General features: G+C 58.9%; 19 protein-coding genes and 1 tRNA gene. 8 read left to right on the top strand and 12 right to left on the bottom strand.

Going from position 1 to position 15,515, the window contains the following annotated elements; translation table 11 throughout:
* The first annotated feature begins 112 nt into the window (after positions 1-112).
* The 3 genes from hisF to ACR0CE_RS06535 all read left to right on the top strand — a co-directional run bounded on the left by hisF (position 113) and on the right by ACR0CE_RS06535 (position 1,830).
* Positions 113-874, top strand: a complete 762-nt coding sequence (gene hisF / locus ACR0CE_RS06545; protein WP_209504552.1) for an imidazole glycerol phosphate synthase subunit HisF — start codon at positions 113-115, stop codon at positions 872-874.
* On the top strand, positions 871-1,188 hold the full coding sequence (locus ACR0CE_RS06540; RefSeq protein WP_480481906.1) for a phosphoribosyl-ATP diphosphatase: 318 nt from the start codon (positions 871-873) through the stop codon (positions 1,186-1,188). Before hisF ends, ACR0CE_RS06540 begins: the two co-directional genes overlap by 4 nt.
* 69 nt (positions 1,189-1,257) lie before the next feature.
* A complete protein-coding gene (locus ACR0CE_RS06535; protein WP_480481908.1) occupies positions 1,258-1,830 on the top strand; it encodes a hypothetical protein in 573 nt (190 codons plus the stop codon).
* Here ACR0CE_RS06535 and ACR0CE_RS06530 read toward each other — a convergent pair.
* The 4 genes from ACR0CE_RS06530 to rlmB all read right to left on the bottom strand — a co-directional run bounded on the left by ACR0CE_RS06530 (position 1,827) and on the right by rlmB (position 4,118).
* Positions 1,827-2,297 (bottom strand): CoA-binding protein, encoded by a 471-nt coding sequence (locus ACR0CE_RS06530; RefSeq protein WP_480831529.1) that lies wholly within the window; start codon positions 2,295-2,297, stop codon positions 1,827-1,829. The genes ACR0CE_RS06535 and ACR0CE_RS06530 overlap by 4 nt on opposite strands.
* A gap of 196 nt (positions 2,298-2,493) precedes the next feature.
* On the bottom strand, positions 2,494-2,952 hold the full coding sequence (locus ACR0CE_RS06525) for a YHS domain-containing (seleno)protein (RefSeq protein WP_480831528.1): 459 nt from the start codon (positions 2,950-2,952) through the stop codon (positions 2,494-2,496).
* 98 nt (positions 2,953-3,050) lie between these two features.
* Positions 3,051-3,278, bottom strand: a complete 228-nt coding sequence (locus ACR0CE_RS06520; protein ID WP_480831526.1) for a hypothetical protein — start codon at positions 3,276-3,278, stop codon at positions 3,051-3,053.
* A 69-nt stretch (positions 3,279-3,347) separates the two neighbouring features.
* Positions 3,348-4,118 (bottom strand): 23S rRNA (guanosine(2251)-2'-O)-methyltransferase RlmB, encoded by a 771-nt coding sequence (rlmB, locus tag ACR0CE_RS06515; RefSeq protein WP_480831524.1) that lies wholly within the window; start codon positions 4,116-4,118, stop codon positions 3,348-3,350.
* A 116-nt stretch (positions 4,119-4,234) separates the two neighbouring features.
* Here rlmB and ACR0CE_RS06510 point away from each other — a divergent pair.
* Positions 4,235-4,318, top strand: a tRNA-Tyr gene (locus ACR0CE_RS06510).
* Positions 4,319-4,549: 231 nt separating this feature from the next.
* Here the strand turns inward: ACR0CE_RS06510 and ACR0CE_RS06505 are convergent.
* The 5 genes from ACR0CE_RS06505 to ACR0CE_RS06485 form a co-directional block, all read right to left on the bottom strand.
* Entirely contained in the window at positions 4,550-5,071 is a 522-nt protein-coding gene (locus ACR0CE_RS06505; RefSeq protein WP_480831523.1) for a DUF2478 domain-containing protein, read from the bottom strand.
* Positions 5,072-5,141: 70 nt separating this feature from the next.
* Complete coding sequence (locus tag ACR0CE_RS06500) at positions 5,142-5,807, bottom strand: NnrU family protein (protein ID WP_480831521.1); 666 nt, start codon at positions 5,805-5,807, stop codon at positions 5,142-5,144.
* Between the two features lie 105 nt (positions 5,808-5,912).
* The gene (locus ACR0CE_RS06495; RefSeq protein WP_480831519.1) at positions 5,913-7,979 is read right to left on the bottom strand and encodes an ABC transporter permease; all 2,067 of its coding nucleotides are present in this window, start codon (positions 7,977-7,979) and stop codon (positions 5,913-5,915) included.
* Entirely contained in the window at positions 7,976-9,025 is a 1,050-nt protein-coding gene (locus ACR0CE_RS06490; protein ID WP_480537400.1) for a quaternary amine ABC transporter ATP-binding protein, read from the bottom strand. The genes ACR0CE_RS06495 and ACR0CE_RS06490 overlap by 4 nt, the downstream gene beginning before the upstream one ends.
* Before the next feature lie 10 nt (positions 9,026-9,035).
* Positions 9,036-9,986, bottom strand: coding sequence for an ABC transporter substrate-binding protein (locus ACR0CE_RS06485; RefSeq protein ID WP_209504562.1), 951 nt, complete (start codon positions 9,984-9,986; stop codon positions 9,036-9,038).
* Positions 9,987-10,404: 418 nt separating this feature from the next.
* On the opposite strand from ACR0CE_RS06485, the gene ACR0CE_RS06480 reads away from it, so the two are divergent.
* Together ACR0CE_RS06480 and ACR0CE_RS06475 are read left to right on the top strand one after the other, a co-directional pair.
* Positions 10,405-11,067, top strand: a complete 663-nt coding sequence (locus tag ACR0CE_RS06480) for a DNA-3-methyladenine glycosylase I (protein WP_480831517.1) — start codon at positions 10,405-10,407, stop codon at positions 11,065-11,067.
* 42 nt (positions 11,068-11,109) lie between these two features.
* Positions 11,110-11,796: a hypothetical protein gene (locus ACR0CE_RS06475; protein ID WP_480831515.1), complete on the top strand. Its 687-nt coding sequence runs from the start codon at positions 11,110-11,112 to the stop codon at positions 11,794-11,796.
* On the opposite strand, the gene ACR0CE_RS06470 is transcribed toward ACR0CE_RS06475, so the two are convergent.
* On the bottom strand, positions 11,793-12,206 hold the full coding sequence (locus ACR0CE_RS06470; protein WP_267366018.1) for a c-type cytochrome: 414 nt from the start codon (positions 12,204-12,206) through the stop codon (positions 11,793-11,795). The genes ACR0CE_RS06475 and ACR0CE_RS06470 overlap by 4 nt on opposite strands.
* Positions 12,207-12,303: 97 nt before the next feature.
* Here ACR0CE_RS06470 and ACR0CE_RS06465 point away from each other — a divergent pair, with 97 nt between their 5' ends.
* A complete protein-coding gene (locus ACR0CE_RS06465) occupies positions 12,304-12,741 on the top strand; it encodes a DMT family transporter (protein WP_267366019.1) in 438 nt (145 codons plus the stop codon).
* Here the strand turns inward: ACR0CE_RS06465 and ACR0CE_RS06460 are convergent.
* Positions 12,725-13,411 (bottom strand): ABC transporter ATP-binding protein, encoded by a 687-nt coding sequence (locus ACR0CE_RS06460; protein ID WP_480831513.1) that lies wholly within the window; start codon positions 13,409-13,411, stop codon positions 12,725-12,727. The genes ACR0CE_RS06465 and ACR0CE_RS06460 overlap by 17 nt on opposite strands.
* Entirely contained in the window at positions 13,404-14,699 is a 1,296-nt protein-coding gene (locus tag ACR0CE_RS06455; protein ID WP_480545762.1) for a lipoprotein-releasing ABC transporter permease subunit, read from the bottom strand. The genes ACR0CE_RS06460 and ACR0CE_RS06455 overlap by 8 nt, the downstream gene beginning before the upstream one ends.
* A 355-nt stretch (positions 14,700-15,054) precedes the next feature.
* On the opposite strand from ACR0CE_RS06455, the gene ACR0CE_RS06450 reads away from it, so the two are divergent.
* Positions 15,055-15,414, top strand: a complete 360-nt coding sequence (locus ACR0CE_RS06450) for a hypothetical protein (protein WP_267366022.1) — start codon at positions 15,055-15,057, stop codon at positions 15,412-15,414.
* Positions 15,415-15,515: the final 101 nt, after the last annotated feature.

The following is a 15,515-nucleotide window of genomic DNA, read 5'->3' as shown; positions in this document are numbered from 1 at the left end:
TATTCCTTCTGTGAAATTCACCCCAGTTTTCACAGAATAGAGACCTCTCACAATCACAAGTCTGGCATCGGCAGGGCTTTGCCGCTAGAGGTGCGCCCATAAAGGATATCCTATGCTGAAAACCCGGATCATTCCCTGCCTTGATGTTGCCGATGGCCGAGTGGTCAAAGGCGTAAATTTCGTGGGCCTGCGCGATGCAGGCGACCCGGTGGAATCGGCCAAGGCCTATGATGCTGCCGGAGCGGACGAGATCTGCTTTCTCGACATTCACGCGACCCATGAGAATCGCGGCACCATGTTCGATGTGGTGCAGCGTACGGCGGAACAGTGTTTCGTGCCACTGACCGTGGGCGGTGGGGTGCGAACAAAAGACGATGTGCGCGCCTTGCTGCTGGCGGGGGCGGACAAGGTCAGCTTCAACTCGGCCGCGGTTGCCAATCCGGATGTGATTGCCGAAGCGGCAGATCAGTTCGGCAGTCAGTGCATTGTCTGCGCCATCGACGCCAAGACCGTCAGCCCCGGCAAGTGGGAGATCTTTACCCATGGTGGGCGCAAACCCACCGGCATTGACGCGGTTGCCTTTGCAAGAACCGTGGTCTCCAAGGGGGCCGGTGAAATCCTGCTGACCTCGATGGACCGCGACGGCACCAAATCCGGGTTCAACCTGCCGCTGACCCGCGCCATTTCCGACGCGGTGGATGTGCCCGTGATCGCCTCGGGCGGTGTTGGTACTTTGGACCATCTGGTCGAGGGCGTCACCAAGGGCGGTGCAAGCGCCGTGTTGGCGGCATCGATTTTCCATTTCGGCGAATACACCATCCGCGAGGCCAAGGAACATATGGCCGCAGCTGGCATCCCCATGAGGCTAACATGAGCATCTTGCACGATCTGGCCGCCACGATCGAGGCACGCAAGGGGGCTGATCCCGAAAGCAGCTGGACGGCCAAGCTGCTTGCGAAAGGCCCTGAGAAATGCGCCGAGAAATTCGGTGAAGAGGCCATAGAGGCCATCATCGAAGCCGTAAAAGGGGATCAGGTTAAGCTGACCTCGGAAGCGGCGGACGTGTTGTATCACCTTCTGGTCATGCTGGCCGCGCGGGACGTGGCGCTGGATGATGTTCTGGCCGAGCTGGACCGCCGTCAGGGCACCAGCGGTATCGCCGAAAAAGCTGCCCGCCCCAAAGGGTAACGTCCGGGTTCCGCACTGGCTCCTGGGCCGTTATACTCGGATGCCAGACTGTCAGGGCGAAGGCGCGTTATGATCCGAATTTTGATGCTTGTGGCAACCCTTGCCATCGTCGCTGGCTGCGCCGCGCCGCCGCGCTCGACCGGGGATGAGGTGCAGCGGCTCGCCACGGAGATTCAGGGCCTTGGCCCGGATATCGACCCTGAGGAGGCCCGACGCGCAGCGGGAATTGCTTACGCCTATACCGCTCAGCTGGTCGAGGAATACCAGATCACAGACCCGCCCCTGATCCATAACATGAAGGTCAACAAGGGGCTGCGCCCGCGTGGGCTGTGCTGGCATTGGGCCGAGGATATCGAGCGGCGGCTGAAACAGGAAAACTTCCGGACACTGGAGCTGCACCGTGCCATTGCAAACGCGGACAACCCGACGCGGATCGACCACAGCACCGCAATCATCAGCGGTAAAGGTGCGACGCTGTATGACGGTGTCGTATTGGACCCGTGGCGTTATGGCGGCGTGTTGTTCTGGTCTCCGCTGGTCGAGGATACCCGGTATGACTGGGTTCCGCGCGACGTGGTGCTGGAAAAGCGGCGGAAGGAACAGGTCGCCCGTCTGAAACCTTACGTCCCCGCCAAACCCTAAAGCTTGGACGAAATGATCCCGGTCGAAAATCCGCCCATGCGCAATTCGCCAAACAGGCGTTGATATTCGATCTTGGGGCAGCGGTTCATCACCACATCCACGCCACGGGCCTGGGCCTTTGCCGCCGCTTCAGGGTGTTCCACGCCAATCTGCATCCAGATCGTACCAAGCGACGGGAAAGCTTCCAGCGCCTCATCCACAATGGGTGGCACAGCCTCGGACCGCCGGAAAATGTCCACCATGTCCACAGGCTCGGAGATCTCTGACAGGCTGCCGCGAACCGTCTGACCAAACAGGTCTTTGCCCGCGTGGCCCGGATTGACGGGAATCACCTTGAACCCTTTCAGCGACAAATAGCGCGCCACGTAATAGCTGGGTCGCACCGGGTTCATGGAAACGCCGACAACGGCCACCGTCTTGGTGCGTTGCAAAATGGCCTTGAGGTACTGATCGGAATAGTCTGGCATGCCCTATCCTTAACAGGGTTCCAAAAAGAAAAAAGCGCCCAAGAATGCTTGGGCGCCAGTTGTTGGAACGAGGGACAGTGAAATGACCCGCGGCAGTTCCGTTCCGCGGTCACTGTGACATTTAAGCATGGATCCGTTAAAAAAAAGAGGGGTGGCGCATTTTTGTGATGACTTTTCACAATCAGCTGAACCTTGCCTACTCCCCATAGAGAATTGCGGGCCAGTTTTCTTCTGCCATCGCAATGTATCCTGTTTGATTCTGCTGCCAGATTTCCTCGACCGCGGGTGAATGCGTCAGGTAAAGACGCCCATCGACCACCTGCCACGCATTCGGATCCGTGCTTTTCAACACACCCATCGCCATCCCGTACGAGCAATAACCACCGAACTGCGGCGCAAAGGCGCGCGGGTTGCCTTCAAAGAGCTCGCGATTTGCCTGCGATTTGAAATGCCACCGGGCGCCCTTCCACATGACCGCGTTTTCGGGTGCCCCTTTTGAAGGCGCGTCGCTGTCAAAATAGGACACGGGATCATACCCTGCCAACGCCACACCGTCAGTGGCGTAATACACGGGGTTGTCCTGCGCAAACACGGCAGGAGCCAGCAATACAGTGCTCAGCGAGCTCATAAAAGTACGTCGGTTCAGCATCGTCATATGGGAATCTGCACATTCAAGACCATCAAGATGCAACTTTTCGCGTTTTTCGGAACCCCTGTTGACGCGGATGTGAACGAGTGTTCGCCAGTTGAAACTTAGTCAAAGATGTCTTCGATCACGTCCCATGCTTCGTCGAACACGCGCGCAAGCATGGTCTTCTTCCTCTTTTTGCGCTTTGCTTTCCGAGGGGCAGCATGAGACACAGCTACGCGCAGCGGTTCGGGTTTGTGTACTTTCCGCGCGGGCAGCATCTTCAGGTTGTGCAGCGGCGCTCCACAGTTGGAGCAGCTAAGCTCGTGCCGTTCCTTGCCTTTCAGGATCAAGGCAGCCCGGGTACCGCAATAGCAGCAGGTCGCGATTTTGGCAGGACCGGGAATGACGCTCTCCTTTATTCAGGGTCGCGATGCATATAAGGCGATTGCCGCAGCATTTGAGACGTTCAGGGAACCAAATCCCCCGGCTGCGTCAATTTTAACCAACTGATCCACGGTTTCCTTTGTCTTCTGCCGCAATCCTGGACCTTCCGCACCCAGCACAAGCGCGACTGGGCGGTTCCGGCCAGTGCCCAAAGCGCCTTCGATTGTCACGTCGGCTTCTCCGTCCAGCCCAAGAACCAGAAAGCCCATGCCCTGAAGCTCGACAATCGCGTCCGAAAGGTTGCGCACCCGCAGATAGGGCTGCCGTTCAAGCGCGCCGCTGGCGGTTTTTGCCAGTGCTCCGGTCTCGGGCGCGGAATGGTGGCGTGTGCCAATCACAGCACTGGCCCCCAGAACTTCGGCCGAGCGCAGAATCGCCCCAACATTGTGCGGGTCTGTGACCCGGTCCAGCAGAATGACACGAGGGTTTTCACGACCGATGCAGTTATCGGCCAGACTACCCCATTCCAACGGCTTGACCTCTAGCGCTGCGCCCTGATGTACTGATCCGGCATCGATGGGGGCAGAAAACTTTCGCGGGTCGACTATCTCGGCCTCGATCCCAGCAAATTCAATAGCTTCCGCCAGTTTGTCACACGCATTCCGCGTCACCATCAGGCGTAGTTTTTGCCGTTTTGGGTTCATCAGCGCATCGCGAACCGCGTGCAGGCCAAACAGCCAGACTGTTTCCGCAGCAGCAGCTTTGCGCGCCTGTTCCTTTTCGACGACCCATTTGGGTTTCTTCATTTCAAGGGCCTCCGGGCCGGGAATTCGGTTTCCTGCGCCAAAGGGAAATTTTCCTGTTGACGCTCCTTTGGTGCGCTAGTAATCACGCCTCCACGTCAGGTGCAACGCCTGACAGTGGGCGACAGGCCGCAAGGTGTGGCAGGGGACTGTAACTCCCTCGCGGAGACGCACGCCTGGTTCGATTCCAGGGTCGCCCACCATCTTTCCAGCGTATTCCGAAGATGGTCAGGACTCGTGTCCCGCACTGCGTTATTGTCTGGCAGCTATGTTATTGCTGTTGGTCTGCCCCCATTCTCAGATGCGACAGACCTGATCCGTTTTACACATCTTAAACCGGCGCTAACGCGACCGGATTGTGAACGAAGGGTGCCGCGTGGCCTTCGCCACCACATGTCATGACGTTCAGATCAATGCGCCGGTCGATTGCGCACCTATTCCGCAGCCGGGCGCATCTGCGCTATGCGGTTGAACCAGCCTATGATGTCGTCCAAATCCGCAGGCAGCTCTTCGGCCGCACCTTCGGCGAAGGTGTTGAACTTTTCGGCGTTCAGCCCGTTCACGCCGACCAGCACCGGAATATCCAGCGCCAGCGCTTCGCCGATCACCGGGCGGAACCCCCGCCCATCGGATTCATGTTTACCGAATTTGTTGATAATCAGCAGGTCTGGTGCGTTCGCAAGCGAGGCAGTCACATACCCAACCGCCTGTTCCAGCGCAGCGGGGTCCAGACGGCAGCCGCGCGACTGCGAGCCCAGCGATTGCGAGATACGGATGGTATCCCCATCCGGCAACACGCGGACATCCATGTCGCATTTGCTGCTGTCGGTACATTCCGTATTCGTCTGGACAACACCGGCCAGTTTCGCGCCGGATGCCAGCAGCCGCTCAGCAACAGCGCTCAGCAGGCGATCCGTCGCGCCGCGGTCGGTGGTGGTGACATAGGCCAGATGCATCTTGGACCTCTTGTAATTCGATTGTGACGTTTCAAATAGCACGCAAGGTGCTGCCCGACCACTCCCCCAGTCAAGGCAGCGGTGACAGACCAATCACAGGTGCGTGCAGGTGAAGAAGAACCGCATAAGCGGCCAGTGCGGTCAGCCAGACCCAAGGGCGTGGCCAGGGACGCGGTGAGCACAGTGAGAACCGCGCCGTATTTCGGGACAACCGAACCCATTCAAAGCCCATCTCACGCGACTTACGCCTGTCGATCAGGGTCGTGCCCATAACAGAAAATCCGGCAAACAGGCCAAACAGGATCACATGTGACAGGCTTCCATTGGCCAGAAGATGCGCCAAAGACCACAACAGCAGCGCGGCAAGGATCGGGTGGCGGGTGGTGCGCAGAATACCGGGGTGTTCGGGGTCAAAGGGCCTTTTGCCCATCCCTCCGAAAGAAAACGGGTTCTGGATCGCAAGCCCGGCCACAGCCAGCCAGCACACCACTGGCATGATCAGTATCGGCACCCAGCGCAAGACTGCGAACGGTGGAATGACCTCGACATAGGGGGCGTTTGCCGCGGCGACAATCAGCCAGGCCAGCACGGCCAAAGACAGAAGTGAATAGGCAGCGAAATACCCCCGGCGCCCGAGCGCGCCGATCAGCCAGCCCCGCACGGTGGGCCGTACAGGAATTGCATGGCTGAGTAGGAAAGCGATGAGTGCTGCAAGAAACAGGCCCCAACCGGTCATGATATTCTCCAACGTGTTGGGGTCGGTCTAGAGTGAGAGGGCAGCGACTTCCTTGCCCGAAATCAAGTTGGGTCACAGGGGCGAATACACCGCCCCTGCCCTGTATTACAGCCCAAGCGCCGCGCGGCGTTCTTCGGCAAAGCCCTGCACGATGCGGTCGGCGATCAGTGCCAGAATCGCCATCGCGGCACCGGCAGATATGCCCAATCCTACATCCGCCTGACCCAGCGCCAGATATATCGACTGGCCCAGACCGGTGGTCCCGATCAGTGCCGCGATGACCAGCATGGCAAAGGCATAAAGGATGGTCTGGTTCAGCCCAAGCAGGATGGTCGGGGCCGCATAAGGCGCCCTCACATCGCGCATGATCTGCCACTCAGTCGCGCCGCTTGAAATTGCGGCCTCCATCATCTCATCCGGTGTATTGACCAGCCCGTGCCGCGTGTAGCGGATCATCGGGACAATCGCATAGGCACAGATGGCCAGAAAGGCCGAGAACTCGCCAATCTGGAACACCATCAGCACCGGGATCAGGAACACGAAAAGGGGGATCGTCTGCAACATGTCACAGATCGGGCGAACCACGTTCCACACAGGCCGCCATACCGCGCTGGCAAGGCCGATCAGCCCACCCGCCAAAGCGCAGGTAAACACCGCTGCACCGCTGAGATAAAGCGACAGCAGCGCCCTTTCCCACAGGCCCGAGACGAGGATGGTGCAGAGCAGCCCCACGCAGAGCGCGGCCAGACGCCAGCCCCCGGCAACCCAGCCCAGCGCGGCAGCGCCAGTCAGGACAAAGGGCCACGGCAGGTTCGCGATACCGGTTTCCAGCATTCCAATCAGAATCAGAACGACCAGCCCACCAGTCAGCCGTCCGCGCCACGCCATCAAAAGTGCAATCCCGGCACCGGCCGCGAACAGGCCATAGCTCATGCTCGACGTCCACTGGAAACCCCATGTGAAGGGCAGCACCGCCTGATCCAGCCCGATCCGAAGCGGTAGCAGTACATAGAACAATGAGTTGTTCTTGAGGGCGTCCAGCCACTGGCCGTTGGCCTGCGTGAACGCGGTCAGGCCGCTGTCCACGATCTCGGCCATCGGGTCCAGCAGGGTCAATTCCGCAGGGTTTGGCAACCACGCCCGGAAGGCCGCAGTGAAGACAACAGCAAAGCCCAGCATCGCCCAGACAACGCGGCTGTCATAGCGTTTACGCTCGGTCGCCAAAGTACCGCTCATCCGGTCGATCACCACCGCAAAGACCACGATAACCAGACCCGCCATCAGCGATTCGCCGAACTGCGCCTTGCGCATGGTCAGCAGAACCTCCCAGCCGATATCGTTGAACCCGCCGATGACGGCGGCGATGATAACCATCGACAGAGCAGCCATCAGGCATTGGTTCACACCGACCATGATCTGAGTGGTGGCGGCAGGGATTTCGACCTGGAACAGTTGCTGGAACCGAGTGCCGCCGGACATGATGGCCGCCTCTTTGATCTCGGGCTCCACCCGTTCCAATCCCAGCATCACATTGCGCGCCATGGGCGGTGCGGCATAGATGGCCGAAGCAATCAGACCAACAACAGGACCAAATCCAAACAGCAGCAGCAGCGGTGTCAGATAGGCAAAGGTCGGCACCGTCTGCATGATGTCCAGCACGGCCTGTACAAAGGTTTTCACCTTTGGCACTTCGTTGGCGAGGATGCCGATGCCGCCCCCAATGACCAGCGCCACAGGGACAGACACGGCGACAAGCGCCAGCGTATTCATGCTTTCGGCCCAATAGCCCGAGGCCAAAACAAAGCTGAGGCCCAGAAAGCCAAGTGCGGCCATGGACAAGCCGCCCAGATACCAGCCCAACGCGGTTACGATCCCGATCAGGATGGGCCATGGCGTATTGCCCAGCACGAAATTCGCCCAGTTCATTGGGTGGGTCATCAGGTCCGAAAACAGCCGCATTGCCGGTTTAATCAGGTTCAGAAACCAGTCCAGAAACGCGCCAACCCATTGGGTTGCAGGCAGTTCCCACGCGGCGGGCCATTTGACCAGCCACGGGGCGATACCCTCGAGCGCAAGGCAAACTGCACCGACGATAACCGTTATCAGGGCGGCTTTCGCACCTGCCGTCAACTGCGCGCTGCGCCGTGTCGGGAGGTCGGTTATGGCGGTCATGTCTCGTCCACCTGAAGAGCTGCGGCCAGATCGGACGGATGCACCGTGCCAACGACATTGCCCGCCTCATCCCGCACGGGCACGGGTTCATACAGCTCCATGCAATGCGCAAGGGCTGCGTCCAGCGTCATCGAGGTGGTGAGGCCGGGATCATCCGGGCCACATTCCGCCTTGCTCCGCATCACCGAGGCGACTTTGGCGTGCTGACCTTTGGCGACATCCTTCGAGAATTCGCGCACGTAATCATCCACCGGGCGCAACACGATATCTGTGGGCGTTCCGATCTGAACAATCTTGCCGTCGCGCATGATTGCAATGCGGTCGGCCAGCTTCAGCGCCTCTTGAATGTCATGGGTGATAAAGACGATGGATTTCTTCAGCGTCGCCTGAATGCGCAGGAATTCATCCTGCAACTGGCGGCGGATCAATGGGTCGAGGGCCGAGAACGGTTCATCCAGAAACCAGATATCGGGATTTACGGCGAGGCTGCGGGCAATGCCCACACGCTGGCGCTGGCCACCTGAAAGCTGGCGCGGAAAGCTGTCTTCGCGCCCTTCCAGACCGACCAGTGAGATCACCTCCTGTGCGCGCGCCAGCCGTTCCTTCTTGCCCACACCCTGCACGCGCAGCGGATAGGCCACGTTTTCGGAAACGGTCATATGCGGGAACAGGCCGAAATGCTGGAACACCATGCCCAGTTTTTTGCGGCGCAACTCTGTCAGCGCCTTCTTCGAGGCTCCGATGACATTTTCGCCGTCCACCCGAATCTCGCCGCCCGTGCCGGGCAGCAGCTGCGAGATGCAGCGGATCAGCGTGGATTTGCCCGAGCCCGACAGGCCCATGATGACGAAAAGCTCGCCCTCCTGAACTTCGAAATTGGCATCCTGAACTGCGGGAATCAGCCCCTGTTCCCGAAGGGCGGCGGCAGCCGTGTCTGCGTCATTCCCTGACCGAGACAGCGCGTCGGTCAGGGCTTTGTCAGCGCCGGGGCCAAACACCTGCCAGAGACTCCGGCAGGCGATGGCTGGCATGGTCGTGTCCGTCACTTACGCGGGCTCACTGGGTTGCCGCGTCAACAACCGGACGCCACTTGCCTTCGTTTTCGGCCATCCATGCGGCGACAACTTCTTCGACCTTTCCACCGTCAACGTCGATCGCGCCCATCATCGGCTGCTGGTCTTCAACCGCCAGCTGATAATTGGTCAGGATTTCAAAGGCTGCTGGCCATTTCTCTTCCATACCGCTCCAGCCAGCTTTGAAGATGCGCGAGGGCGAGAAGTCGCAGTCATTGACAGCGTTCGGGTTCGGGCCCCAGGCCGGATCACTAAAGCACGCCTCTTCACCGGCGGGCAGTTCAACGAATTGAACGTCATAGGCCGACATCGCCCAATGCGGCTGCCAGAAAGTGATCAGCAGCGGCGATTTGCGTTCGGTCGAGGCGCGCAATTCCGCGATCAGCGCCCCTTCGGACCCTGCTGGTACGGCTTTGAACGGCAATTCCAAACCGGTCATGCGATCCGCGCCCGGAGTACCCCAATCGGCCGGGTAGTCGACCAGACGACCACCGGGCAGAGTTTCCGCCGTCGCAAAGACCTGCGCGCAATCTTTCAGCGCTTCCCATGCGGGCAGGCCCGGGCACAGATCGGCCACATGCGCCGGGTATGCGATGCCTTCCTTGGCATCCAGACCCAGATCACCGATTTCGACCACAGTACCTTCACCGATTTTCTTGGCGTATTCATCGGAAACGTTGGAAGACCAGATTTCCAGTGTCGCGTCGATGTCGCCATCGGCCAGCGCCTGGAACTGGTTCATCATACCCGCGGTCACATATTCGACGTTGTACCCGGCTGCCTTGAGCATCTCACCCGCCACATGCGTGGTCACGTGCTGGCCGGTCCATTCGTTGATCGCCAGTTTGATCGGTTCATCCACGGCACCCATATCCGCCGCCTGCGCTGCGCCTGCAACGCTCAGAGCCATTAGGCTTACACTTAGTTTTTTCATGGACTTAACTCCCTGTCATATTTGTTTTGCCCATCCCGGCAAGGTTTTCCCCGCCGGTCTTTCTGTCTGATGACAATGCCATGCCGCAGCATGCACAAATTTGGCTGGAAAAGAACAGTGATCCGTTTCCAAATTGTGGAAAAGATCTTGCTGCCAGTTTGTTTCCCCCTCCCGGCTCTCTTTATGCATCCAACCCGGCTTGCCCTTGTTCCATTTCGCTAAGACGGGACGTTGACTGACGAGTCAATCAGAAAACATTTTGCCACCTTTTGTCGAGAACTTCTTTCAAAAATCCGCATTTTTCTGCGAATCCTATTATTCGGGGGACTGCATCAAATCTGGGAGAGGTCAGATTTTTCGTTGCCAAACAAGAACAAAAGATAAACATTCAATGTCGGGCAACATCAAGGTTAGACAGATGCGAACGTTTGACGAAATCTTTGAAATCGCAGCCGCGCGCCACGGCGGTCCAGAAGCACTGGACGCAAAACTGAGCAAACCGAAAACCCCCGCGGAACTGGCAGCGATGCCTGAGGACCGCTGGCTGTCGGTCATCACGAAATGCATCTTTCAGGCCGGTTTCAACTGGAAAGTCATCGAAAACAAATGGGACGGGTTCGAAACAGCCTTTGACAGGTTCGACGTGGGGCGATGCGCGATCATGGATGATGAGAAGTTTGACACCCTGTTGCAGGATACGCGCATCGTCAGGAATGGAACCAAGATCGCGGCTGTACGGGATAACGCTGCGTTCCTGCTTGAGCTGCGCGAGGAAGGCGGCGTGGGTAAAGTGCTGGGCGGCTGGCCATCTGATGACTACGTCAATCTTCTGGCCATGTTGGCCAAACGCGGGGCCCGACTGGGCGGCGCTTCGGCACAGTACGCGATGCGGTTTGCCGGGCGGGACAGCTTCATTCTGTCCCAGGATGTCACCGCCCGCCTGATTGCCGAAGGTGTGATCGACAAGCCTGCCACCTCGAAGAAAGCGATGGAGGCGGTTCAGAACGCCTTTAATACATGGATGGGTCAGTCCGGGCGATCACTTACGGAAATCAGCCGGGTTCTGGCCATGAGTCTGTGAAAACGGTTTGCGGAATACCCGGAGCGGAATAAGATTCAACTTATGGTTCTGCGTATATTCTTTGCTTCTTTTTTGTTGCTGGCCGCCTGCGGTCGTCAGTTGACCGAACAGGAGCGCGGTTTTGCGGAAACCATTCAGGGGGGAACCCTGAATCTGGATCACATCCGTCTGGTCGAAGGTGCCCCGGTGGCAAACGTGACGTATTTCCGCGAAGAACGCCCGCGACTGGCCTGCCGCGATCGCATTCTGCCCCCGGTGGACCCCGGGCCGGTGACGGGCAAACCCGCCGCCGTGGCCCTCTTCAACAAAGTCTACTTTGCCCGCGACTGGTATCTGGAGGACTATATGTCCGACTTTCCGGATCAGATGAACCTGCTGGCCGCGATGCTTTTGGCCCATGAGCTGACGCATGTCTGGCAATGGCAGAATCGCCGGACCACGGGTTACCACCCCCTGCGCGCTGCGGCGGAACATGGGGGCCGAAGGGATCCGTATCTGTTCGACCTCGAAACTTCTCCGGATTTTCTGACCTACGGGTTCGAACAGCAGGGCGCGATCGTCGAGGAATACGTGTGCTGTCGCGCGCTGGCCCCTCAGGCAAAGCGCACCAAAAGACTACACGACATGCTGGGTGCCCATTTTGATCTGTCGCCCTTGCCGGAACAGGGGCGCGAGCGCCCGGTCCTGATCCCGTGGAGCGAAGCCAGGATCGAAGGGATTTGCAGTTAGTTCCGGGCGCGCTGCAGGGTTTCCAGATATGCCACCAGATCAACGATCGGCTGGCTGGTCAGGATCGGCTGACCTTCCGGTGTTTTCATGGATGTGTCCTGCCCGTCGAAATAAGGGCCATAGACCGGCATCGGGCTGCCATGGCTGACCAGCGGATCCCTGCCGTCGATGCGGGCGACAACGCGGGCGGTCGGGAACACCCCGCTTTCGCTGGACAATGCGGTCAGATCGGACGGCTGAACAACCAGCACACTGGCCATCGGCCCCTGCCCGGTTGCGTCAATCCCGTGACAGGTCGCGCAGTAATGCAAATAGAGTTCCTCTCCGGTCGCGGCATCCTGCGCCCAAGCAGCTTGTGCGGCAGCAGCCGAGACCCCGAGAACCAGCATACCGATCGTTGCCTTGAACATCGTATCCTCCTGTCACAATTGACATTTGCAGGGTTGCCCGACAGGCATATGGGCGCAATGATCCAGATCAACGAAACAGGTGCAGAGGGTTCGGGCAATGACACAATACGCAGCCATCATGCTGGCCGCCGGATTTGGAATTCCGATACTGGCCGCTCTTAACGCGGCCCTTGGCAAGGTCATCGGATCACCGACAACGGCAGCTGTGGTGCTGTTTGCAATTGCCCTGGCCGCCTCGGTTCTGACCATGCTGTTGTTTCCCGGTTTTGCAGCCTTGTCCAAGGTTGCGCAGGCCCCGAAACACCTGTTGTTCGCTGGCATCCTGATTGCATTCTATGTGTTGTCGATCACCCATGTCGCCCCGCATTTCGGTGTGGGAAACGCCGTGTTCTTTGTCCTGTTGGGGCAATTGATCAGTGCCGCGGCAATCGATCACTTCGGCCTGTTCGGCGCACAGGTGGCACCCCTCACCCTGATGCGGGCGGGTGGTATCGCGGTCATGGCCATCGGTGTTGCAATCACTCAACTGGCCTGAGCACGCCACCCTCAAGCCGGACCATGCGATCCATGCGCGCCGCCAGTTCGAGGTTGTGGGTCGCGATCAACGCCGACAAACCGTCGTCCCTCACAAGTTTCATCAGCGCATCGAACACCTGATCCGAAGTTTCAGGGTCCAGATTGCCTGTCGGTTCGTCCGCCAACAAAACACGAGGCGCGTTGGCAAGCGCCCGACAAAAAGCCACGCGTTGTTGTTCACCGCCTGACAGCGCCGCAGGACGGTGGCTGGCGCGCGGGGCGACGCCCACACGGTCCAGCAGATCCAATGCCCGTGCCTGAGCAGCTTTTTCGGACGCGCCATTGGCCAGTTGCGGCAATGTGATGTTTTCCAGCGCCGTGAACTCGGGCAGCAGGTGATGGAACTGATATACGAACCCGATATCCTGCCGACGCAACGCCGTTCTGGTTCGGTCGCCCTTGCCGTTCACATTCTGCCCCCCGATTTCGACGGTTCCGTCGTCAGGCCGATCCAGCAGACCGGCAATGTGCAAAAGCGTTGATTTGCCCGCCCCTGACGGCGCAACCATGGCCACGGCCTCACCCGCGCGCAGCTCCAGATCGACCCCACGCAGAACCTGCACCTCGCCCGGTGTGCCTTTGAGGTAGGTCTTGGTCAGACCGTTCAGTCGCAAGGTGACATCATTCATAGCGCAGCGCCTCGACCGGGTTCAGCCGCGCCGCGCGGCGGGCGGGGAAATAGGTGACGATGAAAGACAGGCCAAGCGACAAGCCCGTCGCCTTGAGCACATCGCTCAGATGCAGTTCGGCCGGCAGGGCGTAGATGCCACGGATCGACGGATCCCATACGCCGCCGCCCATCACGTAGTTCACGAATGAGAAGATCGGATCAATATAGATTGCAAAGAGGCATCCCAGGATAACCCCCATTGCAGTGCCGATCAGGCCGGTGAACGCACCGCAGATGAAAAAGACGCGCAGAACCGATCCTTCGCTCAGGCCGATTGTGCGCAGGATACCGATATCGCGCCCCTTGTTCTTGACCAGCATGATCAGGCCCGAAACGATGTTCATCGCAGCAATCAGAACGAGGATCGACAGGATGATGAACATCACATTATCCTCAACCTCGAGCGCGCGCAGAAAGCCGCCGGATGCGTCCTGCCATGTCCAGATCTGGCTGCGCTCGCCCGACGCCTCAAGAATGGGAATCAGGATCGGGCCAAGATCTTCGGGCTTGTCCACCATCACTTCTATCTCATCCGCCACACCTTCACGGTTGAAAAAGCCCTGCGCCTGCGAAAACGGCATGTAGACGCGGGTGCGGTCGATGTCATAGCGACCGGCCGAAAACACATAGACAACGCGATAGGCATTCACGCGCGGCGACGTGCCAAAGGCGGTTTTGACCCCGTTGGGCGAGGTCAGTTTGACCACATCCCCGACAGTGACCCCGATGCTGCGAGCCACACCCGATCCAATGGCGATGACATCCTCACCCGTCTGGAAGTCCGACAGGTCCCCCGCCGCCTGTTCCGCCTGCGCGATACCCGGCAAGTCGAGCAGATCGTCGGGTCGGATGCCAAACACCTCGACCCCGCTGCTGCTGTCGCGGTTGGTGATCAGCACCTGCCCCTTCACCAGCGGTGCGGCACGCTCAACTCCGGGCACCTGCGCTATGCGGTCGGTGCGTTCCTTGTAGTCGGCAATTGTTCGATCCACCCGGCCCTGCGCGTCAAATTCACCCGAGGAATAGACCGTCACATGCGCATTGGCACCCAGAATGGTGCCGACGAATTCAGAGCGAAAACCTGAACGGACAGCCAGCGTTGCAATCAGCGCAAACACGGCAAGCGTGATCCCGATCAAAGAGATCCATGTCATCACGCTGACACCGCCTTCGGCCCTGCGCGCGCGCAGATATCGCCAGGCGATTTTCCATTCAAAAGGGGCAAAGGGCGGGGGTGTCTTGGCCATGCCTGCTCCGGGTTTTCTTGTTTGCGGCGACCCTTTCGGCATTTCGCCCAATGGTCAAGCCGGTTGTCACTCTGAACTGGCTCCTCAGCCTGAATGAGCCGAATCGTTGCAGGACATGACCAAAATACACGTGCAAAACAGGTGTCTTCTAATTCGGGCGCTACACCATGAGTTGTGAAGCGCATCACAGACAGAAGGTGATTGTTTCAGGTATGACGTTAATCATCGCACATCGTGAGCCACTGAATCGTAAAGGCAACAATAAGTGCGAAATTTTATTACTCTTTTTGATTATTTTCAGAAACTTTGCCACCCTAACCATGGGGGAACACATTTAAAGAGCGGGGGTCGCTCAATGAATTTACGAATTTCAACCAATGGCGCGGGTGCAATTTCGACCCGTCAGGCTTCAACAGAATTGGATTGTGAGACCGCAGCCTTGCTGCGCGCGGCCATCCGGCCGATCTTTGTCACCGCAGCAAGCTGGGGCAATCTGGCAGACATCCTGAAAGACAAAGGATATCGTCTGGTGTTCCGGCAGGGCCGTTTGTGTATCACGGATCGGGCAACCGATGCGCGGATTTGCGGATTGCGCTTTCTGGATATCGAGTTTCGCGAACTGATCAGCCGCCTTGGCCGCCCGATTGTTGTGGCCACAGGTGACGGAGCCAACGGAGACGTCCTGGCCGAGCGCCCGACGTCGGATCAAAACTGAGAACCGACCGACTGACGCGGTCGGCCTTCAGGTAGCCTGGGAAGGGCCGCCAGGTCTGAGCCTTCGGCACCCCTTCCGGATCACGGGGCGTGTTTCAACGC

The organism is Ruegeria sp. L11 (genome assembly GCF_056531755.1).
The sequence above is the reverse complement of the archived record's forward strand: the minus strand, read 5'-3'. Positions and strand labels throughout refer to the sequence as shown.